Origin of the sequence: Yersinia sp. Marseille-Q3913 (genome assembly GCF_963892745.1) — a bacterium.
Classification (GTDB): Bacteria; Pseudomonadota; Gammaproteobacteria; order Enterobacterales; family Enterobacteriaceae; genus Yersinia; species Yersinia bercovieri.
Map to the genome: position 1 here is coordinate 51,044 of NZ_CAWQAF010000017.1, position 20,457 is coordinate 71,500.

Sequence of the window (20,457 nt, forward strand, 5' to 3'; positions counted from 1 at the left end):
TCCCCACCGATGGAATTAGGTACTTATCTTTAAATCTACACTTTGTTGTGCCAACGACTAACCAACGCCAATAGATAGAAGCCTGCTTCAAACAGATGCATCCTTTCCCTCATGAACACTCAAACCCAAATTACTGAAATTCTGCGCCTGCTGCGCAACCTGATCCGTATTGGTACGGTGGCCGAGGTCGATCTCGACCAAGCCCTGTGCCGCGTGGCGACGGGAGATAATACCACCGGCTGGTTAAACTGGCTGACGCTGCGCGCCGGTCAGTCGCGATCATGGTGGGCACCGTCTGAGGGGGAGCAAGTATTGATATTGTCCCTCGGCGGCGAACTGGATACCGCCTTTGTGCTGCCGGGCATTTTCTCTGATGACTTCCCGCCGCCGTCGGCCTCGGCGGATGGCCTGTATATCGCCTTTCCTGACGGTGCCACGTTGCACTATGAACCTGATAGCGGCGAGTTGTGGGCTGATGGCATCAAAACGGCGGTTATCAATGCCAGTGAATCGGTGAATGCTACCGCCCCCAATATCACTTGTACCGCCTCGGTGAAAATCCTTTTAGACACGCCCGAAGTGGAATGCACTAACAACCTGACCACCGCCACGCTGAACGTGAAGAAAGGCGGCAAGATGAGCGGAAATATTGACCATTCCGGCGGCAAGTTCTCATCCAATGGTGTGGTGGTTGATGACCATGACCACGGCGGCATCTTGCGCGGCGGGGATTATACGGAGGGGATTAAATGACCACTGCCACCTATCTCGGCATGAGCCGCATCGCCGGGCAAACCATTACCGACGCTGACCATATCAGCCAGTCTATCGCTGACATTCTGATTACGCCGGTGGGTTCGCGGGTGATGCGCCGCGCTTATGGTTCGCTGCTATCGGAGCTGATTGACCAGCCGCAAAATCCGGCTCTCCGCTTGCAAATTATGGCCGCCAGTTACAGCGCCATTTTGCGCTGGGAGCCGAGGGTCAAGCTGACCAGTATCACCTTTGATACCACTTTTGACGGAAGAATGGTGGTTGATATCACCGGCACCCGCACCGACAGCGCGGCCCCCCTCTCTTTAACCATTCCTGTGAGCTGACCCTATGGCAACCATTGACCTGAGCCTGTTACCGCCGCCGTTTGTGGTGGAAGAACTGGACTATGAAACCCTGCTAGCCGAGCGCAAAGCGACGCTAATTTCTCTTTACCCGGAAGAACAGCGCGCCGCAGTGGCCCGCACTTTGTCGTTAGAGTCCGAGCCGCTGGTCAAGCTGTTGCAGGAAAACGCCTACCGCGAGGTGATATTGCGCCAGCGCGTCAATGATGCGGCCCGCGCGGTGATGGTGGCCTATGCCGTCGGCAGCGATTTAGACCAACTCGGCGCAAATAACAACGTTGAGCGGCTGGTGATCACCCCGGCAGACCCCGCCGCCATTCCACCCATTGAAGCTGTGATGGAATCTGACAGTGATTTCCGGGTGCGTATCCCGCAAGCCTTTGAGGGCTTGAGTGTCGCCGGGCCAACGGGTGCGTATGAATATCACGCCAAAAGCGCTGACGGCCGGGTCGCTGATGCCTCGGCAATCAGTCCGACCCCCGCCTGTGTCACTGTCACGGTGTTATCGCGTGAGGGCAGCGGCGAAGCCTCAGCCGAACTGCTGGCCGTGGTTGAGGCCGCGCTGAATGATGAGAATACCCGGCCGGTGGCTGACCGGGTCACGGTGCAATCGGCCCGCATTGAAGACTATGAAATTGACGCGGTGCTCTACCTGCATCCGGGGCCGGAAGCGGAGCCGGTGCGCATTGCGGCTGAGAAGAAACTGACTGCCTTTGTCACCGCACAGCGCCGCCTTGGTCGCGATATTCGCCTGTCGGCTCTGTATGCCGCGCTGCATGTTGAGGGCGTCCAGCGGGCGGTAATTAATGCCCCATTGGCCGACGTGGTGCTGGATAAAACCCAAGCCGCGTATTGCACCGGCAGCACTATCACTGTCGGGGGTACGGATGACTGACCGTTTACTCCCTGTCGGTTCGTCGGTGCTGGAAGTGGCCGCCGCGCGCGCCTGTGCCGAACTGGAGAATACCCCAGTACCCATTCGCCAGCTCTGGAACGCCGACACTTGCCCGTTACCCCTGCTGCCTTATCTGGCGTGGGCGTGGTCGGTTGACCGCTGGGATGAGAACTGGCCGGAAGCCACCAAGCGTGCAGTGGTGAAGTCCTCGCAGTACGTGCACAAACACAAAGGCACCATTGGTGCAATTCGTCGGGTGGTTGAGCCGCTCGGCTATCTCATCAAGGTGATTGAGTGGTGGAAGACCAACGAGACACCCGGCACCTTTCGCCTCGATGTAGGTGTATTGGAAACCGGCATTACCGAGGAAATGTATCAAGAGCTTGAGCGGCTGATAGACGACGCCAAGCCATGCAGCCGCCACTTAGTCGGCCTGTCTATCAATCTCGACAGTAGCGGCCCGCTGTATGTCGCCGCCGGTAGTTACAGCGGTGATGAGCTGACCGTATACCCGTATTTACCTGAAACCATAACCGTGACCGGCGAGGATTACGCCAGTGCCGCAATTCATATTATTGATGACCTGAGAGTGAACCCATGACAGCGAGATTCTTTGCTTTACTGACCAACATTGGCGCGGCCAAGCTGGCGAACGCCACCGCGCTCGGCACCCGCTTAGAGATTACCCACATGGTGGTCGGGGATGGCGGCGGAACCCTGCCAACCCCCAACCCGGCACAAACCAAACTGGTGAATGAGCAGCGCCGCGCCGCCCTGAATATGCTGACCATTGACCCGATTAACACCAGTCAGATTATTGCTGAACAGGTTATCCCTGAGACAGAGGGCGGGTGGTGGATCCGGGAGATTGGCTTGCTGGATAAAGACGGTGATTTGGTTGCCATTGCCAACTGTGCCGAAACCTATAAACCACAATTGCAGGAGGGCAGCGGGCGAACCCAAACCATTCGGGTGATTTTAATTGTTAGCAGCACTGCCGCTGTCACGCTAAAAATTGACCCGTCAGTGGTGCTGGCTACGCGCCAATACGTTGATAAAAAAACTGATGATAAAGCGATTGAGATTAAGCAGTACGCTGACAGCCTGCTCACCGAGCATGAGAAATCACGTAACCATCCGGATGCTACGCTGAACTCGAAAGGTTTTGCTCAGTACAGCAATGCCATTGACAGCGACAGCGAAAAGCAGGCCGCCACCTCAAAGGCAGTAAACATGGTTGCCAAAGCCGGTGTAATGGCAATGAGCGACCACGTACAAACCGATAACCCCCATGACCAATATTTACAGATTGCCAACCTGTTATCTGAGATTAAAGCACAGGGGCCAGCCGCACTGGCTGAGACTCTCGCAAATCTTGATTTGGGTGATGCGGCTAAAAAGGGTATTGCTTCAAATGCAGAAATGCAGGTGGGTACGGCGGATAAGCTGGTTTCGTTGCCGGGGTTAATGACACTATTTGGCGAGTTGGAATTAGGTGTTAACGATTGGGTGCGTATTCCAGACCGCCCCGGCGGCACTATTTTTCAAATATTTGAAAAACAAGCCCCCTATGGTGTTGGAACGTGGGCTTATGATGTCACCTTTCCTGTAGTTTTTCCAAATACGTGTTTACATGTTTTTACTGGTATCAGTGCTACCGGTGTCCCATTGACAGCAGGTACTACGTGCAATATTAAAAGTAATGCGCTGGCTACGGTGTATCTACAAAGCTCAAGCGGCGGGCAACAAATCCACGGGCATTATCTGGCGATAGGGAATTAAAATGAAAAAGATTTATTACTCTGAGAAAGTGGGTGGTTTTATTCCTTTTGAGTGGAAAGCTGACGGCACCTATTCGACTAAAAACTGGCCCGCCGATGCAGTTTTGTTGTCTGCCAGTGAAATGTCGGAATATTGGAAACAGCACCCTCCTTACAATAAAACACTCGGAGCTATTGATGGGCGTCCGGTTTGGGTCGACATTCCCCCGCCGCCACTCACGACTGATGAACTGGCGGCAACGGCGCGGCAGTATCGTGATGATTTTATTGTGGCAACCGACCCTATGATGGTAAGTGATTATTGTATTAATGATATGCCACTGACAGAGGCGCAACGCACAGAACTTACGGCAACCCGCGCCCGCTATCGTGCATGGCCGACACTGGAAGACTGGCCGTTGATTGAGTTGCCGGAAGTACCACAATGGTTGTTAGTGGAAGCGGTCAATCAAGGCTATCGCGTCCCCGCTTAGCCTTAACTAAATCAATATTAAACAGTTTGTTAACTCCATTAGGGATAATGATATACTCATCTCTATCCCTTAATGGAAGCCCTAACCAGATAAACCTTACGGTTTCCGATTAAAGCCTAGAGAGATTTATGACTGACACCAGTAGCGGACAAATCAGCAAAATTTATGAGCTGGAAAGCCTAAGAGGAATAGCCTCACTTTTTATTGTTATCTACCATATTCCCTCATGGAACCCGTTCTTTCATGATTATAATTTTATGAAGAATGGTTATTTAATGGTTGAGCTGTTTTTCGTCTTGTCCGGATACGTTATATATAGTGCATACTCAGATAGATTAAATAGTCCTAAACAACTATTACGTTTCCAGTTTTTAAGATTCGCAAGACTATACCCTGTGCATCTATTATTTTTAGCTGCATTTGTTTTTATTGAACTAGCTAAATACTATGCGCAATACAAGTTAGGAATATCGAGTCCCAACTCACAACCCTTTAGAGAAAATAGTATAACAGCACTGATACAAAATATATTTTTAGTTCAGGCAATCGGGCCAACAGGAAACGCTGTAAGCTTTAACGGGCCGTCATGGTCAATAAGTGTTGAATTTTATACATACTTAGTATTCGGATTGATAGTTTTGTTTGCTGGTCGATTTAAAAATATAATATTCCTATCGTTAGTTATGTTATCACTTGTTCTGATTGTGGCAGATTCTACATTTAGATTTTATAATCTAATTGGCTGTTTCACTGGATTCTTCACAGGGTGCTTAACTGCTTACTTAAAAAACAAGTTTAACCGAATGATATCCCCCGTGTATTTGGCGTTATCGGCCTTAGCTGTTTTTCTGTTCTTAACATATAAAACAGAAGTCGAATTTGACCCGTTTTTCTATCTTTTAGCCTCCGCACTCATATTTACATTGGTTTCATCTAAATCGAATATTATAAATAATTTTTTAAAATCAAAGATACTTGTTTGGCTTGGCACAATATCATACAGCATGTATATGAGCCATTTCGCGATCATATGGGTTGTGAGCCAGTTGGTAAGATTTGGCTTGAAACGTCCTGAAGTGGTTTCCAATGGTTTGAGTGCACCACAATTAACTATCGCTGAAACTGGGGTGGCATATTTAATCATCATTGCGAGTGTGCTTTTCATTAGTACCTTAGTATATAAATATCTTGAGAATCCACTAAGACTAAAATCTCGCAAGGTGAAATTTTAATATTCACAAACCAGCTTGGTAAATTATCGTTTTAACTTCTAACGTATTATTTAGCCCCGATTGCGGGGCTTTTCGTTGTGCCATTCCCCACACATCCCCTATCAGATGCCCCCCGCGCGGTAACCCGTCACCATACTCTCACCCTTAACCAACGGAGAGTTACCCCATGGGTGATTACCATCACGGCGTCCGCGTTCTCGAAATCAACGAGGGAACACGCGTCATTTCCACTATTTCCACCGCCATTGTCGGCATGGTCTGCACCGCCGAGGATGCCGACGCGGCAGCCTTTCCCCTTGATACCCCGGTGCTGATTACTGACGTGCTGGCCGCCGCCGGTAAAGCCGGTAAAAAAGGCACACTGGCTGCATCACTGCTGGCGATTGCGGAACAGTCCCGCCCGGTCACGATAGTGGTGCGCGTGGCAACCGGTAAAGATGAAGCTGAAACCACGTCTAATATCATCGGTGGCGCAGACGAGAACGGCCGCTACACCGGTATGAAAGCGTTGTTAGATGCGCAGTCTGTCACCGGTGTGCGCCCGCGTATTTTGGGTGTGCCGGGGCTGGATAATCTGGCGGTATCGACGGCACTGGCGGGCATCTGTCAGAAGTTGCGCGCCTTTGGTTATATCAGCGCTTACGGTTGCAAAACCCTTTCCGAGGCTATCTTGTACCGTGACAATTTCAGCCAGCGTGAGCTGATGTTGATTTGGCCGGATTTTCTGAGCTGGAACACCACCGCCAACAGTACCGATATTGCTTATGCCACTGCTCGCGCGCTGGGCTTGCGCGCCAAGATTGATACTGATACCGGCTGGCATAAAACCTTGTCTAACGTCGGCGTGAATGGCGTCACCGGTATCTCTGCCAGCGTCTACTGGGATTTGCAAACTGTTGGCACAGACGCCGACCTGCTAAACCAAGCCTGCGTCACCACGCTCATCCGTAAAGACGGCTTCAAGTTTTGGGGTTCGCGAACCTGCTCCGATGACCCACTGTTTGCCTTTGAGAACTACACCCGCACTGCACAAATTCTGGCGGACACCATGGCCGAGGCGCAGTTGTGGGCGATTGACCGCCCGATGCACCCGACGCTGGTTAAAGACATGATTGGCAGCATCAATGCCAAATTCCGCGAAATGAAATCTGCCGGGCTGATTATTGACGGCGCTTGCTGGTATGACGACAGCGCCAACGATAAAGACACCCTGAAAGCGGGCAAGCTGTTTATCGATTACGACTATACGCCAGTGCCTCCACTGGAAGACCTCACCCTGCGCCAGCGTATCACCGATAAATATTTGGTGAACTTTGCCGCCGCCGTCAACAGCTAAGGAAAACTGACTTATGGCACTGCCACGTAAGCTGAAATTGATGAACCTGTTTAACGATGGCCGGGATTACATGGGGATCGTCTCCGCCATCACTCTGCCGAAACTCACTCGTAAGCTGGAGAACTACCGGGGCGGCGGGATGAATGGCGTTGCGCCGATTGATTTGGGGCTGGACGATGATGCTCTTTCCATGGAGTGGTCGATGGGTGGCCTCGACGAGCTGGTGTTGCAGCAATGGGGGACGCCTAAAGTTGACGGGGTTCCGCTGCGCTTTGCGGGCGCTTATCAGCGTGACGATACCGGTGAAGTGACAGCGGTAGAAGTCGAAATCCGTGGCCGTCATAAAGAGATTGATGGCGGCGAATCCAAGCAAGGGGAAGACACTGAAACCAAGGTGTCCACCCAGTGCACCTACTACAAGCTGACCATTGACGGCAAGGTGGTAATGGAAATTGACGTGGTTAACCTGATTGAAATTGTTAATGGCGTAGACCTGCTGGAAGCGCAACGCAAGGCCATTGGCCGCTAACCCCTGACGGCCAGTGCTGACCCGCTGGCCTCTAACTAAATTGGAAAAAACCATGAAAAAACTCACTGTTAAAACTGAAACCATCGCCGAGGTTAACGAGAATGTGGTGGTACTGGAAACCCCGCTCAAACGTGGCGATACCCTGATTACTGAAATTGAAGTTTACCGCCCCAATGCCGGGGCGCTGCGTGGGGTGCGACTCTCTGATGTGGCTCATTCTGATGTGGATGCGCTGATTGTGGTGTTACCCCGTATCACGACACCGACACTGACCGCCGCCGAATGTGGCCGTTTAGAGTTGCCGGATTTAGTGGCACTGGCGGGTAAGGTGATTGGTTTTTTGTCGCCGAAACAGGGGGCGTAACGCTCGACCCGAAACTGGAAGTGGATGACCTGATGGCGGATATTGCCGCCATTTTTCACTGGCCGCCGTCAGAGCTTTGGGCCTTGAGCCTCACCGAACTGGTGCGCTGGCGTCATAAAGCCCTGCTACGAAGTGGAGCCGTAAACCATGAGTAAGAGCTTACAGCTACAGGTATTGCTCAAAGCCGTAGACCAAGCCACCCGCCCCTTTAAAGCCATTCAAACCGCCAGTAAATCCCTCACTGGCGACATTCGTAACACGCAAAGCAGCATCAAATCGCTTGATGCGCAGGCGGCGAAGATTGACGGTTTCCGTAAGGCCAGCGCCCAACTGGCGGTTACCGGGCAGGCATTGAAAAAAGCCAAAGAAGATGCGGCGGCACTGGCTATCGCCTTTAAAAATACTGAGAAACCTACCGCCCAACAAGCCCGGCTGATGGAGGGGGCTAAACGCGCGGCGGCTGAACTGCAAACCAAATATAACGGGCTGCGCCAGTCCGTGCAGCGCCAGCGCGACGCCCTCAATGCTGATGGGATAGCGACCAAAAATCTGAGCAGTGAACAGCGCCGGTTACGCAGCAGTGCCGCCGAGGCGACGGTTGCCCTGAGCCGCCAGCGCCAAGAGCTGCAACGCCTGAGCCTGAAACAGGAACAACTCAACCGTATCAGTAATCGCTATCAGAAAGGTAAAGCTGCCACCAGTGCAGTGCGCAATACCAGCGCGGCCAGTCTTGGCGTCGCAACCGCCGGGCTTTATGGTGCGGCAAAACTGATTGCGCCGGGTATGCAGTTTGACAGCCAGATGTCCGGCACTCAGGCGATTTTGGGTCTGGATAAACACGACACCAAGCTGGCCGCTATTCGTCAACAGGCGCGGGATATCGGCGGTTCAACCGCCTTTTCACCAACAGATGTGGCACGAACCCAAGACACGCTGGCCCGTTCCGGCTATGACGCTGACGCCATTCTGGCCGCCACTGAGCCGACGGTTAACCTGTCGCTGGCGTCCGGCGTGGATATTGCCGAGGCGGCGGATATTGTCACCAACATGCAGTCGGCGTTTAACCTGCCGTTAGACCAGATTAAGCGCGTGTCAGACGTGATGGCGAAAGGCTTTACCAGCTCAAACACCAACCTGCTAGAGCTGGGCGAGGCAATGAAATATGTCGCCCCGATTGCTGAGGCCGCCGGGGCCAGCATCGAAGACACTACCGCGTTACTCGGGGTGCTGGCTGATAACGGTATCAAGGGCAGTATGGCGGGCACCAGTACCAGTGCCGTATTCAGCAGGTTACAGGCCCCGGTCGGTAAAGCGCCGGAAGCCTTGCGCGAACTGGGAATAACCACCCGCGACGGCAAAGGCAATATGTTGCCGGTGGAGAAAATCCTCAAAGATATTGACCGCTCGTTTAAAAAGAACAAGTTAGGCACCGCACAGCAAGCCGAATATTTGAAAGTGATCTTCGGTGAAGAGGCGATGAAAGGCGCGGTGAAACTGGTGGCCGCCGCCGGTAACGGCAAGCTGGCAGAGAAACAAAGTAAGCTGAAAAATGCCGATGGCACCGCGCAATCTATCGCCACAGTGAGAATGGATAACCTCGACGGCGACCTGAAAAACCTGAGTTCGGCATGGGAAGATCTCGAAATTGAGGTGTTTGAGAAGCAAGACTCCGCGCTGCGCAAACTGACCGTCACCACAACCGACTGGTTGATTAATGTGGCGGCATGGGCCAAGAAAAACCCGGAGCTGGTCGCCACTATTACCAAAGTCACCGGCGCGGCGCTGGCACTGGTTGCCGGGCTGGGTGCGCTGGGGCTGATTGCATGGCCGGTGATGGCGGGGTTTAACCTGCTGTTGGCAGGAGCAGGTCTGTTGAGTACCGGTTTTTCCCTGATGGCTGGAACCATTGCCGCCGCGCTCACGGCGCTAACGTGGCCGATAGTGGCCGTGGTCGCGGCCATTGTGGCCGGTGGTCTGCTTATCCGTAAATATTGGGAGCCTATCAGCGCCTTTATTGCTGGCGTGGCCGAGGGCTTTACCGCAGCCATGGGGCCAATCAGCGCCGCCTTTGAGCCGCTTAAACCGGTGTTTAACTGGTTTAGTGACAAGGTGAAACAGCTTTCGAACTGGTTCGCTGACCTGATTAAACCGGTCAAAGCCACGCAGGAAACTTTGGACAGAGCGACCAATGCGGGCAAGTTATTTGGTGAGGGTCTGGCGGCGGCGCTCAGTCTGCCCATGAATGCGCTGAACACCCTGCGCAGTGGCATTGACTGGGTGCTGGAAAAGCTCGGCATTATTGATAGCAAATCTGCCGGGCTGGCCGATAACGTCCCAAAAGATAACCCTTACGCGGGCGGATACTCACCCAGTGGCGGCGTGCTGTACGGCGGTTATCAGCCGGTGACTGCGAATGCCGGCACCACCATTGTGGATAGCAGTGTCACCACCAACGATATCAAGATAACGATTCCACCGGGCATGAGCCGACAGGATGCCGAGCGAATGATGACCGATGCCCTAGCCAAGAACGAACGCGATAAGCGCGCCCGCCAGCGCGGCCAGATGGAGAATGATTAATCATGATGTTATCACTGGGTTTATTTGTCTTTATGCGCCAGACCACCCCTTATCAAAGCATGGGGCGCAATATTGATTACCGTTGGCCGACGAATAGCCGGGTAGGCTTGCGGCCATCCGCGCAGTTTCTTGGCGTCGATAGTGAAAAAATTACCTTGTCCGGGGTGCTACTGCCAGAGCTGACTGGCGGCCGCCTGTCATTGCTGGCCCTTGAGGCGATGGCTGACCAAGGCAAGGCATGGCCGCTGGTTGAGGGGAGCGGCATGATTTACGGCATGTTTGTGATTGAAAGCCTGAGCCAGACCGGTGCGCTATTCTTTGAAGACGGTAGCGCCCGGCGCATTGAATTCACCCTCAATCTGTTGCGGGTTGATGAGTCGTTAACCGCCATGTTCGGCAACCTGCAACAACAGGCTGACGAGTTACTGGGTAAAGCGCAGTCGGCAATCGGAGGATTATTCTCATGATGACCGGCATGTCTCTACCGACCGGGGCGGATATGGCCCCGGACTTTATGCTGACCATTAACTCTAAAGATATCACTCAGAATATTCGTGATCGGCTGCTCTCCCTGAGACTGACCGATAACCGGGGCTTTGAAGCTGACCAGCTTGATATCGAACTGGATGACGCTGACGGCCAGCTCGCCATGCCGGAACGGGGCGCAGTGCTGTCGGTGTTTTTGGGCTGGAAAGGGTCGGCGCTGATTGGCAAGGGTGATTTTACCGTGGATGAGGTCGAACATCATGGCGCACCAGATACGCTGACTATTCGCGCCCGCAGTGCTGATTTTCGCGGTTCGCTCAATGCGCGGCGGGAGGTCTCTTATCATGAGACCACACTGGGTAAAGTGGTGGCGCAAGTGGCAGAGCGCAACAACCTGAAAGCGATGCTGGCTGACGGTCTGGCGGATATCGCTGTTTCTCATATTGACCAGACCCAAGAGACTGACGCCAAATTTATCACCCGATTAGCCTCGCTGAATGGCGCGGTAGCTGCCGTCAAAGCCGGGCGATTGTTATTTATCAAGCCGGGCAGCGGTATCACGGCCAGCGGGAAACCCATTCCGCAGATGACGATCACCCGGCAAGATGGCGACCAGCACAGCTTTAGTATTGCTGACCGGGGCGCGTATACCGGCGTGAGTGCCAGTTGGTTGCACACCAAAGACCCGAAACCGGCCAAGCCGAAAAAGGTTAAGTTGCAGCGAAAGCCCAAGTTTAAGCAGCTCCGCGCACTGGAACACCCCAAAGCCAAACCGACCCGCGCCAAAGCCGCCGCAGTGAAAAAGCCGGTGGAGGAAAAACAAGGGGATTATCTGGTGGGGTCAGAAGATAACGTTTTTGCTATCACCACGGTTTACGCCACGCAAAAAGCCGCCATGCGCGCCGCCCAGTCTATATGGGAGAAGTTACAGCGCGGTGTTGCTGAGTTCTCTATCACCTTAGCCATGGGGCGCGCTGATTTATTTCCTGAAACCCCTGTCGCGGTCAACGGCTTTAAATCGGTGATAGACCAACAGAGCTGGATAATCAGCAAGGTAGCGCACAACCTGAGCAACAGCGGCTACACCACCCAACTGTCTCTCGAAGTGTTGTTGTCGGATGTCACTTATGAGGCCGAGTGAGTAGTTACATTCAACTAATTGATATTTATTTCACAAATATGAATACTGGTGATAAGATCAGCATAATTACTGAATATGCAGTTTCGGAGGTAAATATGATGCATTGCCCACGCTGTAAATTTGCAGCACACGCGAGATCCAGTCGTTACCTTAGTGATGAAACTAAAGAACGCTATCACCAGTGCACGAATATTAATTGCGGCAAAACCTTTAAGACCCATGAAACAATCGTTGATACGATAATGGAGCCGGGAATAATTAATGCTGTACCGCCCCACCCTAAAGGGAATCAAGGCGTGTTGTGGATGTGATTGAAGAAGCCTGCAAATTGCAGGTTTTTTATTATTAATAATTTGGCGTAATTAATATCTTATTGGGGATAATTGGCGGTTTAGCGTGCTTGCTACTGGATGCAGCCTTGAGGGTGTGAAAAGTGCCGTAGACACAATGTAGTCATTTTGTAGTCACTCTACTGCCACTTTCAAATCTCAGACACAAAAAAACCGCCTCACGGCGGCTAACGGCATACTCATACTACTTTGTTTTACTTAGAATATTTTCCATGGTGCCCGGGGCGGGACTTGAACCCGCACAGCCATAAGCCGAGGGATTTTAAAATCCGCGTTAATTTGATTTAAATCAATAAGTTAGACTGAATCACCCTAACATGGGCATTGATAACCCACCAAAACAATCAATAAGTTACCGCATTCTCATGCCGCAAGTTAGGAACAATATCTTGGATAAAACATCCTAATTTAAACCGAACAATTAAGCCCAGTTTGAATTTTACTCTTACGGTGCTACCGGCTACTCAATATCAGGTACCTTTGATGTATAAATGCGTATCGATGCTACTATCCATGCCCCCCACCCCCGTATAAACCTCAATCAACTTAACATGACTGGTACGCAGCCTTTCGGGCCGCGTCCATAATATCACTCTATTTTCAGAACATTCGGAGCTTAAATCATTAGGAGTAGCCAGATAAAACACCATATGCTTGAACGGAAAACAATGCCGTATTATCGGATGAGTTAATAAACATAGGGAGATAAAGAAATGGATGCGACGTTGCTTTCAAGGATGCGGTCAGGTGGCAGGATTACAAGTTGGTCAGAAACGATGGTGAACCTGGAGGCCCATAAGCTGATTAATATCGCGAATACGCTGTCCGCTTCCCACCTTAGTGATAGTCTGACCCGGATGAATTTTGTTCAGGAAATAAAGGAAGTTGTTGAGCAACAGTTCGCTGCCGCGCGGCGTGCTACATCGGACGAAGAGTGTATGGTCTGCATACAAAGTCTGAGAGCGGAGACGGAAAGCCTTCAGGCGCAGGACAGGATGTTGCGGATGGAAACCGCGAAACTTTACGCCAAAGTGGAGTTTGTCCGGGAAAATAATAAAATTGTTGGATACATCATCACAGCGGTGAACGTTGTACTATCAGGTTTATCGATGGTTGGCGGTGCAGTGTTTTTCGCGTCTATGACTCCACTTGGTATGTTGGCAGGTGCAACTCTATTTCTGGACGGAGTAAACGGTTTAACCAAAGAGGTAAACCATCATTTTTTTGGTAAAAAAGACTCTGAGGGAATGTTAGCTGACGGTGCTATGAACGCTGCTGAATTCATGGGGTTCAAAAAAGAAACAGGCCTTGCTGTTTACAATAGCGCGAGTTTGGGCGCAAATGTGTATGGAATTTTCGGTCTGCTTAGAAAATCTGGTTCATGGCGGCTTTTTCACTATCTCCCACAGGATTATTACCGCAAAGTTGACATGATGAGCAGACCAAAGTTAACAATGAAAATTGTAGGTTATGGTCTAAAGGCAAAGGTTATTTTCGATTTACTAAGTACCGATGAAGCCGTCCGTTAATGATTTTTTTTGAAAATCCATGATTTGTATGAGAGCACTGGCGGTTGGAGGATCCAAATGATTACCAGCCCAGCCAGTAGCGCTATTCCCATTGATATTATGCCATCCAAAGAAGCCATAAAAAGCGTAAGGATGAAAGTAATGATTACCCCGACAGTCAACATCAACGCAGCTTGAAAGCGTTTTGATAAGTCACTGATGACCATACTTAAAGTGAGTTCATCTTTGATTATATATTTTCTGAGTTTTTGCAGGTCTGCGGATGTAAACCCTGCCTGCAAAAGCTCAGCTTCATTGATACTCATATATATGTTCCCTCATAATCTAACAAAAGCGTTAGTCCAGTCGAATTATTACAATATTAGCTTAATGCCCAATGACGGGTACACTAAAAATAGTTATGTATTTGTGAATATTGAACAGAACACTTATTTTTAGTTACAAATACATTAATATTCTATCAACCTTACCTTATACATTATCGATATCTTTATGCTGTGCAGCCTACCAGAAAAACAGGGCACAATTTTTCGCATGGGAAAAATTTAGCCTTTCTGCATCCCTTTCTCATTTCCAGCTTCAATTTCAAGCGCTGCTTGCTTAGGTGTAGTGACCTGCATTTGAAATCGGCCCGACCTGCATTTACCCAGATCAGACTCACATTCGCAGATTACCAACCCACAATATCTGCAATTGAAATTGGTCTGTCGGTTCGTTCCACAAAACAACGTTTTATGGACAATTTATAAACCAACAAGCTCCATTGATGGGCATTGGCGCAGCGAGTCCAATAACTCATACCAGAAATCAAAGACCATAAACTTTGATGATCACTGAGTTTATGGAGTTGTCGCTGGTTGCAGCTAATGTGGGTTCGCCTGAATGGAATGCAGGTCGAAGCCCTCAATTGCAGGTTCATTTGCAGTTAATCTGGGTTTGTCACCCCGAATAGATGCAGATAATTCGGGTCGAAAAACGCGATAAATACAGGTGTAAGGATTTATAAACGCGAGTTATTACAATTAGGGAGTTATACCCGTAGACTGACTGAATAGGCCGGGCAATTAAGCCCGGCTTTTGTTTACACTTTAGGCACTACAGGCCATTCAATATCCGGCGCTTTTGATGTATCAATACGGTTCAGTAAGACGCGGTAAGTTTTCCAAGCCGCAAGCTGCTCTTTATCGTCATCCGTTGCCATGCCGGTATCTACCGCATCTTGTAACGGTGCAATTTTCGCTGCGGCTGCATTCAATAATCGGGTTTTCTTTTCTTCCGCTTCCTGCACTGCTGCGGCCTTTTGCAAGACTTTATCCGTTACCCACTTTGCGCCGCTCCACTTATCGTAATGGGTCTGCGGAGCCAGTAATGTCAACGTATCGGGTAGATCACCAATAAAGCCGATTTCTTCTGGTTGACCGGTTTCCGTGCTGTAAGCCACCTTGCCGCGCAAGTCAGTAACGATTTCCCATGCGTTGCCAACATCATTGCGGCGCACGGCCTTATCTGGTTCTGTGGGTAATACAGGCGAGTCAGCATAACCGCTAGCGGGCAAGCTAACGCCCAACGGTAGGTACTCATTATTGACGCCGATAAACTCTCGCGATTGGGTGTCTGCACTATAAACGGCAATCCAGCCAGCACGAATAGCGAGACCATTTGCTCCAATCTGCGCGGTTGGGATATCTAGTGAATATTTAGTCATTATATGGCTCTCACAATGTAGTTGAATGCGATGTTTCTCATGCGGGTTTCTGCTGCTGCGCGTGCAACGCGAGAAGCATCGAAGGTAATACCCCCGATATTTCCAGCGCCGGTAGCTTGCTGCCCTAGCGCGTTATTTACTTCCATTGGGCCAAATGCGCCTGTTGTCACAACCCCTGCAACTTGTTTGCTGCCACCCATGTAGAAGTTGCCCGTGATGTTTTGCAATGCGTCAAGCTGCTCTGACAGCAATACTCGCCCTGCATCTATTCCACGCCCATCGTCCCAGCCTCTAATGGCATTCCCGCGCATGTCGGGGAGTACACCAGATGGGTATCTCAGGGCTAACCGCGGGTAAGTTGATGTGCTAAAGGCAGCGCCGTTACACTTCAACCAGCCAGCGGGGACACTGGACAGGGGGTAAGGCATTGGGATACCAATCAGTTGTTCTGTCAGGAAAGTGTAAAGAGTGGAACCCCACAACGTACCGTGGATATTACCGTCCACTGTCAATGTTGCATGGCCTTCTGCGCGGCCTTCACCCGCAACAACATCACTTTTTGATATAATCCGCCCGCCTCTTACATCACCAACAATATCGCAGCGGCCATCTGCGGCAATGTTGGTTTTTGCAATGAGACTGCCTTGTGCGGTAATGTTTCCTTGTGCGCCAAGGTTGCCTGCTAATTGAACATTGGCGTCGGTGGTATTAATAAATGGCAAGGTAATATCTTTGGTACCATCAAAATCTACACCACCGATTTTTCTCGCTGTGGCCAGTTTTGTGGCGGATGCTGCTATGCCATCGATTGGCAATGAAGCATCAAGCGCGGCCTTGACAGCTTTCGGTGTAGCCGCTAACACTTCGCTGGTGCTACCAGTCGAACTACTTAACTGAACAACCCCTTTTTGGGTGGTAGAGGCTGAGGGTAGGTTACTATTGGCGTAGCTCTTAATCGCTAATTCCAGACTGTTCAACAACGTTGCCATCTCGCCATTATCGAGGACATCATTGTCAGAATGGTTAGCGATGAACTCAGCCAGCACAGATGCAACAAAGGATGACTGACGCCAGACTTTATTTAGCTGCTCAGACTTAGCGACCCCTGACGAGAACCCGCCTGCACGTGCCGCAAGTACCTCATATTGTTCTTGCGTCATTACGTTAGATTCAACGCCGATCCCAAAAGGGAGAATTTCATTCTTAGCCATGTGCTTTCCTTAATGATAAACCCCATGACGAACGGTCAAATCCTGAGGAGTATTCGTTATCTAAATCGAAGCCGAACAACGCACCGACCTCAGTTGAAATGATGTAATTCGTGACGCCAACACCGGCCGGTTTAACGTCTAAATATCCCTGAGCAATGACCGCTCGCATCACTGATGAAATTTGCTCACCGGCAATGTAAATAGTCATGGTCATGTCGAAGTTATCGACGGCGAATATCTTGGTGCGCCCGTCAGGGAAAATGCCCTGGTAGATATCACTGAGTGTTTCTACTGTGCCGTCCCAGTGGTTGGCCTGTATCTTGGCCCGCAGTATCGTGCGGTAAGTCTCATCGTCCAATCGAGTGAAGCCTGTTAGCGAATCATACGGCCCCTTCCAGCTCCCCAGATCAAAGCCCAACCCCTCGGTATCTAGTGAGAAATAGACATCCGTGATTGGTGTTCTGATGTTTCGCCCAATACCTACCCATAGCCCGACAGCATCCTCTTGATTGCCTATTGAGCTATCGAGGTCAAAGTCGTTTGTGAGTTGATTTGTCGTCTGCTGAATACCGAGGAACGGTGCGGTGATTAGGGATATATGATCGTAAAACTTGGGCTTCTTCTTGTGATAGGACGTGATGAGACTTTGATATTTAGTCTCACTCATTAGGTCACCACTAAGGTTATATTCTCCGGCACACAAGCGGCTGCATTGTTAAATGCTATCTCAATGTTGTTTTCAGATAGCGCCACAGGAGAAATACCGATTTCTAACCGGGTAATATCGTAGGTCAGCCGTTCAATGCTGCCATTTAATTGTGCGGGCAGATCGAGGCGCTTAATACGCACCGGCTCGCCAATTTCAATCTCATTAATATATTCCGCCATTGAGTTTTTAATCTCGACGCCAATTGATGAGGTATAACCCTGGAGTGCTTTGATTGCTAACCGGACATAAATCTGTACGGTACCTTTGCGGAAGAAATGAATCGGGTGAACAATCCCATATTTATCCGTGATCGGAATTGTTGTGGTGCCATATGTTCCAGAACCCGGCCCCTTTTTTAAGGCGATAGATTGAGCGATTTGTGTCGCGTCACCGCCATCAACCACGATAGAGATCGAATGGCTGGGTATTCCGTTTGCGTCTGTAATGCTGGTGTCGTTCTCATAGCCGCGATACCGCTCTACCCCACTGATACCAGCAATGGCACCCAAAATGCCATCAAGCACAGTGCGCGACGGAAGCGCCACTGAGTCCGTTTGTCTGACGCGCAATTCTGCATCCATTTCTACAGGCTTGCCTGGAGTCGCCCCTATTGGGTTATTGACGCTTAGCCAGCCTCGCGTCGGTGTTGCTATTTCGTTCACAGTATTGGCCAGTGCAACAATCGCACCTGGTACTGAGCAAATAGCCGTTGCGGTTGCCGTCCCATCCAGACCAATAATCACACTTACCGGTAAATCCCAGCGAACACCATCGGCATCACGCGCGGCCCCATTGGTGATCTCCAGCCCGACATTGCCGGTGAGCAATACATCGACGGTTGAATTAGTTTCCTTGTCCCGTTTAATGCCGTTAATTTTCACATTACTGGAAAGCCCATTGCCGACTGCGGTTGCCGGAGAGAATGAGTTATAAACCGCTATCGCACTATTGTTGGCATCGTGGATTGCCAGCGCGTAAATGCTGACCATCTGCCCATCCTTGCTGTCAGCATCCAAGTAACTGTCAGTGCCGTAAATCTCCCGGAAATAACTAACCAGAGTACTACGGATAGTCTCAAAATCGGGCGCAGTTATCCCCGTCGCGCTGACAATTGCATTCAGCCCTAACGTATCAAGGTTTAACATTTATGCCTCGCTGGTCACGGTGGTAGTGCCGTAGATGGTGTCTATTGTGGCGGTGAAAATGACGCGACGATTATCGCCGCTGTAGCTGGCCTCAAATTCCAGAATGGCGTTAACCCCCTGCGTATCAAGAATGCGCTCCCGGATAGCCAGGATATAAACATCGGATCGTTGTTTGCCGAGCACCGACTGGATATAGGGCGTCCCCTCGGTTAAATCTAAAAACCACTGGCCGCGCCATAATTCAAAGCGGGTTTTTACCGCCTGAGCGACCGCCTCCGGTGAGTTGATAAGGAATGTGTTATCACCCTGGCCGAATGTGTAATCGCCGTTCTCGTCCTCTCTGCGATACCTCATATCGGCCCCCCAGTTTCGCCGCCACCCGTTTCTACACCGCCGTGCTTGTGAGATTTGAGACTGACACCACCAGCAGTGACATCATTGGTAACAGTAATAGGGCCAAGCATACTGGCGTTACCGCCGCTTTCTCCCATCCCTTGGGTGAGGGAACCGTTTATCGTCACCGCTCCATTTAACACGATAGTTGGCGATGTGATTTCAGTACCACCCTGCGCATTTGCTATCAGCCTGCCTGATGTCTGCACGGTGACGGTGTGATCTGCGGGGTTGATTTCAACATACGCGCCGGCATCATCACTACGGAACTGCGCGGCGCTGGTGCTGATACCGCTGATTTTCTTTGCCTGCGACTGAGGACCAATAATGGCGAACGCATCCGATAAATCATGCTGACGTTCATCAACTGTCTCTTGTATGTCGCCTGACTGGTGCCAGAAATCGATACACCGATCACCAAAAACCAATAAGCACTCATCCCCGGACTTAATGGGGAATGTCATCGTGACACCACCGCCGCGCGGGAATATAACGGGGACATTGGTCAGTACCGATAGATTGGTTGATTCCCCGCCCGACTCGCCCTTAATACCGATCTGAATATCGCAAGTTACGCTGTCAGCATCAAAGGACTGAACAATCCCCGGCATCGATACGCGTAATTGAGACGACACTGATGATTGTAATGTTCGTAGTGTTTCTGCTAACTCTCCCGAGCGGGAGTCTGTTGATACCGTCATGGAAAAACTCCAATAAAAAACCCGCACATTGGCGGGTTCGATGGGGCTAAGCAATTTAGCTAACTGACTTTCTTGCAGGGGAATGAACCTATAATCTTTGGTGCATCCATACTATTCTGTAGGAGTTGGACATTTAGAAATGCCTTACCATCGCGCTTGATAAACTGGAAGCCGTACATGTTGCCATCACGGGCAGGCATTAGCCCCATGTCGGTTTTGAAGTTATCCCAATCATCTTTCTGTTTTAGAAAGGTAATTTTTTGTGAGGTGACTTTTTCACCGTTTATATATGTCCAACCGTCGGTGGCTGCATGGAGTTTGAAGTTGCCACACTGTAAATCAGCTAAAGCAGAGCAGCTCGTTAGCGCTAATCCAATAGCTAAAAGACAAGCTGTAAAAAAATTGGTAAATCTCATGAATAAGCCCTTTGCTGCGCTGACGATGAAAACAAATCCTTAGCCCCACGCGCTTCACACATCATGTCCATATACCACGGGTTGCCGCGCGTATCGCCAGTATAGCTAATACCCCTGACGATATACACACCATCGGTCGCAATGCTGGCCGGTGGGTTAGTCAGTCCGGTAACGGTCACATTGCCATTATCGTTTTGATCTTCAAGCCTGCCGCCTGACATCTGAACATCGCGACTGGAAAGTGTCGCACGATATACTGACTCTTGGTTCAGTTGAATGAGGCCATTTAAGCGAATGTTGGGATTAATCTGTTAAATATTGTGCAAAAGTAGACCAAGGGATCGGGGAATTATGGTGTAAAAG

General features: G+C 50.5%; 24 protein-coding genes and 1 pseudogene. 16 read left to right on the forward strand and 9 right to left on the reverse strand.

All coding sequences use genetic code 11. The features are described 5' to 3' along the window. Nucleotides 1-111 precede the first annotated feature (111 nt). The 16 genes from AACW11_RS09100 to AACW11_RS09175 all read left to right on the forward strand — a co-directional run bounded on the left by AACW11_RS09100 (nucleotide 112) and on the right by AACW11_RS09175 (nucleotide 13,814). Complete coding sequence (locus AACW11_RS09100; protein WP_212586538.1) at nucleotides 112-753, forward strand: phage baseplate assembly protein V; 642 nt, start codon at nucleotides 112-114, stop codon at nucleotides 751-753. After that, nucleotides 750-1,100 (forward strand): GPW/gp25 family protein, encoded by a 351-nt coding sequence (locus tag AACW11_RS09105; protein WP_212586539.1) that lies wholly within the window; start codon nucleotides 750-752, stop codon nucleotides 1,098-1,100. Before AACW11_RS09100 ends, AACW11_RS09105 begins: the two co-directional genes overlap by 4 nt. A gap of 4 nt (nucleotides 1,101-1,104) precedes the next feature. Then, entirely contained in the window at nucleotides 1,105-2,013 is a 909-nt protein-coding gene (locus tag AACW11_RS09110) for a baseplate assembly protein (RefSeq protein ID WP_145518689.1), read from the forward strand. Then, nucleotides 2,006-2,614, forward strand: a complete 609-nt coding sequence (locus AACW11_RS09115) for a phage tail protein I (protein WP_145518691.1) — start codon at nucleotides 2,006-2,008, stop codon at nucleotides 2,612-2,614. Before AACW11_RS09110 ends, AACW11_RS09115 begins: the two co-directional genes overlap by 8 nt. Then, nucleotides 2,611-3,795 carry a phage tail protein gene (locus tag AACW11_RS09120; RefSeq protein WP_249192921.1) on the forward strand — a complete coding sequence of 395 codons (1,185 nt, stop codon included), beginning with the start codon at nucleotides 2,611-2,613 and terminating at the stop codon, nucleotides 3,793-3,795. Before AACW11_RS09115 ends, AACW11_RS09120 begins: the two co-directional genes overlap by 4 nt. Before the next feature lies 1 nt (nucleotide 3,796). Next, a complete protein-coding gene (locus AACW11_RS09125; RefSeq protein ID WP_212586540.1) occupies nucleotides 3,797-4,267 on the forward strand; it encodes a phage tail protein in 471 nt (156 codons plus the stop codon). Nucleotides 4,268-4,395: 128 nt separating this feature from the next. Further along, nucleotides 4,396-5,499, forward strand: a complete 1,104-nt coding sequence (locus AACW11_RS09130) for an acyltransferase family protein (RefSeq protein ID WP_212586541.1) — start codon at nucleotides 4,396-4,398, stop codon at nucleotides 5,497-5,499. Between the two features lie 166 nt (nucleotides 5,500-5,665). Further along, a complete protein-coding gene (locus AACW11_RS09135) occupies nucleotides 5,666-6,835 on the forward strand; it encodes a phage tail sheath protein (RefSeq protein ID WP_212586542.1) in 1,170 nt (389 codons plus the stop codon). Between the two features lie 13 nt (nucleotides 6,836-6,848). Beyond that, nucleotides 6,849-7,364, forward strand: coding sequence for a phage major tail tube protein (locus tag AACW11_RS09140; RefSeq protein WP_005163776.1), 516 nt, complete (start codon nucleotides 6,849-6,851; stop codon nucleotides 7,362-7,364). Between the two features lie 52 nt (nucleotides 7,365-7,416). Further along, nucleotides 7,417-7,728 (forward strand): phage tail assembly protein, encoded by a 312-nt coding sequence (locus AACW11_RS09145; protein ID WP_212586543.1) that lies wholly within the window; start codon nucleotides 7,417-7,419, stop codon nucleotides 7,726-7,728. A gap of 32 nt (nucleotides 7,729-7,760) precedes the next feature. Beyond that, on the forward strand, nucleotides 7,761-7,883 hold the full coding sequence (locus tag AACW11_RS09150; RefSeq protein ID WP_004875948.1) for a GpE family phage tail protein: 123 nt from the start codon (nucleotides 7,761-7,763) through the stop codon (nucleotides 7,881-7,883). Further along, entirely contained in the window at nucleotides 7,876-10,308 is a 2,433-nt protein-coding gene (locus tag AACW11_RS09155) for a phage tail tape measure protein (RefSeq protein ID WP_212586544.1), read from the forward strand. Before AACW11_RS09150 ends, AACW11_RS09155 begins: the two co-directional genes overlap by 8 nt. Nucleotides 10,309-10,310: 2 nt before the next feature. Further along, nucleotides 10,311-10,775 (forward strand): phage tail protein, encoded by a 465-nt coding sequence (locus AACW11_RS09160; protein ID WP_145517995.1) that lies wholly within the window; start codon nucleotides 10,311-10,313, stop codon nucleotides 10,773-10,775. After that, nucleotides 10,772-11,935 carry a phage late control D family protein gene (locus tag AACW11_RS09165; protein ID WP_212586545.1) on the forward strand — a complete coding sequence of 388 codons (1,164 nt, stop codon included), beginning with the start codon at nucleotides 10,772-10,774 and terminating at the stop codon, nucleotides 11,933-11,935. Before AACW11_RS09160 ends, AACW11_RS09165 begins: the two co-directional genes overlap by 4 nt. A 95-nt stretch (nucleotides 11,936-12,030) precedes the next feature. Further along, a complete protein-coding gene (locus AACW11_RS09170; protein ID WP_011192198.1) occupies nucleotides 12,031-12,246 on the forward strand; it encodes a DNA-binding transcriptional regulator in 216 nt (71 codons plus the stop codon). 752 nt (nucleotides 12,247-12,998) lie between these two features. Next, nucleotides 12,999-13,814, forward strand: a complete 816-nt coding sequence (locus AACW11_RS09175; RefSeq protein WP_212586546.1) for a DUF4225 domain-containing protein — start codon at nucleotides 12,999-13,001, stop codon at nucleotides 13,812-13,814. On the opposite strand, the gene AACW11_RS09180 is transcribed toward AACW11_RS09175, so the two are convergent. The 9 genes and pseudogenes from AACW11_RS09180 to AACW11_RS09220 form a co-directional block, all read right to left on the reverse strand. After that, a complete protein-coding gene (locus AACW11_RS09180) occupies nucleotides 13,811-14,119 on the reverse strand; it encodes a hypothetical protein (RefSeq protein ID WP_032899220.1) in 309 nt (102 codons plus the stop codon). The genes AACW11_RS09175 and AACW11_RS09180 overlap by 4 nt on opposite strands. A gap of 776 nt (nucleotides 14,120-14,895) precedes the next feature. Further along, nucleotides 14,896-15,519, reverse strand: coding sequence for a tail fiber assembly protein (locus AACW11_RS09185; RefSeq protein WP_212586547.1), 624 nt, complete (start codon nucleotides 15,517-15,519; stop codon nucleotides 14,896-14,898). Then, nucleotides 15,519-16,730 carry a phage tail protein gene (locus AACW11_RS09190; RefSeq protein WP_249192922.1) on the reverse strand — a complete coding sequence of 404 codons (1,212 nt, stop codon included), beginning with the start codon at nucleotides 16,728-16,730 and terminating at the stop codon, nucleotides 15,519-15,521. The genes AACW11_RS09185 and AACW11_RS09190 overlap by 1 nt, the downstream gene beginning before the upstream one ends. Continuing rightward, complete coding sequence (locus tag AACW11_RS09195; protein ID WP_212586548.1) at nucleotides 16,723-17,397, reverse strand: DUF2612 domain-containing protein; 675 nt, start codon at nucleotides 17,395-17,397, stop codon at nucleotides 16,723-16,725. Before AACW11_RS09195 ends, AACW11_RS09190 begins: the two co-directional genes overlap by 8 nt. Beyond that, nucleotides 17,397-18,584 (reverse strand): baseplate J/gp47 family protein, encoded by a 1,188-nt coding sequence (locus tag AACW11_RS09200; protein WP_212586549.1) that lies wholly within the window; start codon nucleotides 18,582-18,584, stop codon nucleotides 17,397-17,399. Before AACW11_RS09200 ends, AACW11_RS09195 begins: the two co-directional genes overlap by 1 nt. Beyond that, on the reverse strand, nucleotides 18,585-18,938 hold the full coding sequence (locus tag AACW11_RS09205; RefSeq protein WP_212586550.1) for a hypothetical protein: 354 nt from the start codon (nucleotides 18,936-18,938) through the stop codon (nucleotides 18,585-18,587). It lies immediately after the preceding gene. After that, entirely contained in the window at nucleotides 18,935-19,678 is a 744-nt protein-coding gene (locus tag AACW11_RS09210; protein ID WP_212586551.1) for a Gp138 family membrane-puncturing spike protein, read from the reverse strand. Before AACW11_RS09210 ends, AACW11_RS09205 begins: the two co-directional genes overlap by 4 nt. A 59-nt stretch (nucleotides 19,679-19,737) precedes the next feature. Next, nucleotides 19,738-20,094, reverse strand: a complete 357-nt coding sequence (locus AACW11_RS09215) for a hypothetical protein (RefSeq protein ID WP_050874906.1) — start codon at nucleotides 20,092-20,094, stop codon at nucleotides 19,738-19,740. Continuing rightward, a pseudogene (locus AACW11_RS09220) lies at nucleotides 20,091-20,402 on the reverse strand (hypothetical protein); the annotation flags it as partial. The pseudogene AACW11_RS09220 and the gene AACW11_RS09215, both read right to left, overlap by 4 nt. Nucleotides 20,403-20,457: the final 55 nt, after the last annotated feature.

What these genes read in the sequence shown, in the direction of transcription:
- AACW11_RS09170 (WP_011192198.1), top strand. Translation starts at nt 12,031, where the DNA reads ATGATGCATTGCCCACGCTGTAAATTTGCAGCACACGCGAGATCCAGT.
- AACW11_RS09175 (WP_212586546.1), top strand. Translation starts at nt 12,999, where the DNA reads ATGGATGCGACGTTGCTTTCAAGGATGCGGTCAGGTGGCAGGATTACA.
- AACW11_RS09180 (WP_032899220.1), bottom strand. Translation starts at nt 14,119, where the DNA reads ATGAGTATCAATGAAGCTGAGCTTTTGCAGGCAGGGTTTACATCCGCA.
- AACW11_RS09155 (WP_212586544.1), top strand. Translation starts at nt 7,876, where the DNA reads ATGAGTAAGAGCTTACAGCTACAGGTATTGCTCAAAGCCGTAGACCAA.
- AACW11_RS09120 (WP_249192921.1), top strand. Translation starts at nt 2,611, where the DNA reads ATGACAGCGAGATTCTTTGCTTTACTGACCAACATTGGCGCGGCCAAG.
- AACW11_RS09110 (WP_145518689.1), top strand. Translation starts at nt 1,105, where the DNA reads ATGGCAACCATTGACCTGAGCCTGTTACCGCCGCCGTTTGTGGTGGAA.
- AACW11_RS09140 (WP_005163776.1), top strand. Translation starts at nt 6,849, where the DNA reads ATGGCACTGCCACGTAAGCTGAAATTGATGAACCTGTTTAACGATGGC.
- AACW11_RS09105 (WP_212586539.1), top strand. Translation starts at nt 750, where the DNA reads ATGACCACTGCCACCTATCTCGGCATGAGCCGCATCGCCGGGCAAACC.
- AACW11_RS09205 (WP_212586550.1), bottom strand. Translation starts at nt 18,938, where the DNA reads ATGAGGTATCGCAGAGAGGACGAGAACGGCGATTACACATTCGGCCAG.
- AACW11_RS09165 (WP_212586545.1), top strand. Translation starts at nt 10,772, where the DNA reads ATGATGACCGGCATGTCTCTACCGACCGGGGCGGATATGGCCCCGGAC.
- AACW11_RS09135 (WP_212586542.1), top strand. Translation starts at nt 5,666, where the DNA reads ATGGGTGATTACCATCACGGCGTCCGCGTTCTCGAAATCAACGAGGGA.
- AACW11_RS09125 (WP_212586540.1), top strand. Translation starts at nt 3,797, where the DNA reads ATGAAAAAGATTTATTACTCTGAGAAAGTGGGTGGTTTTATTCCTTTT.
- AACW11_RS09215 (WP_050874906.1), bottom strand. Translation starts at nt 20,094, where the DNA reads ATGAGATTTACCAATTTTTTTACAGCTTGTCTTTTAGCTATTGGATTA.
- AACW11_RS09115 (WP_145518691.1), top strand. Translation starts at nt 2,006, where the DNA reads ATGACTGACCGTTTACTCCCTGTCGGTTCGTCGGTGCTGGAAGTGGCC.
- AACW11_RS09195 (WP_212586548.1), bottom strand. Translation starts at nt 17,397, where the DNA reads ATGAGTGAGACTAAATATCAAAGTCTCATCACGTCCTATCACAAGAAG.
- AACW11_RS09100 (WP_212586538.1), top strand. Translation starts at nt 112, where the DNA reads ATGAACACTCAAACCCAAATTACTGAAATTCTGCGCCTGCTGCGCAAC.
- AACW11_RS09145 (WP_212586543.1), top strand. Translation starts at nt 7,417, where the DNA reads ATGAAAAAACTCACTGTTAAAACTGAAACCATCGCCGAGGTTAACGAG.
- AACW11_RS09130 (WP_212586541.1), top strand. Translation starts at nt 4,396, where the DNA reads ATGACTGACACCAGTAGCGGACAAATCAGCAAAATTTATGAGCTGGAA.
- AACW11_RS09190 (WP_249192922.1), bottom strand. Translation starts at nt 16,730, where the DNA reads ATGGCTAAGAATGAAATTCTCCCTTTTGGGATCGGCGTTGAATCTAAC.
- AACW11_RS09150 (WP_004875948.1), top strand. Translation starts at nt 7,761, where the DNA reads ATGGCGGATATTGCCGCCATTTTTCACTGGCCGCCGTCAGAGCTTTGG.
- AACW11_RS09185 (WP_212586547.1), bottom strand. Translation starts at nt 15,519, where the DNA reads ATGACTAAATATTCACTAGATATCCCAACCGCGCAGATTGGAGCAAAT.
- AACW11_RS09210 (WP_212586551.1), bottom strand. Translation starts at nt 19,678, where the DNA reads ATGACGGTATCAACAGACTCCCGCTCGGGAGAGTTAGCAGAAACACTA.
- AACW11_RS09200 (WP_212586549.1), bottom strand. Translation starts at nt 18,584, where the DNA reads ATGTTAAACCTTGATACGTTAGGGCTGAATGCAATTGTCAGCGCGACG.
- AACW11_RS09160 (WP_145517995.1), top strand. Translation starts at nt 10,311, where the DNA reads ATGATGTTATCACTGGGTTTATTTGTCTTTATGCGCCAGACCACCCCT.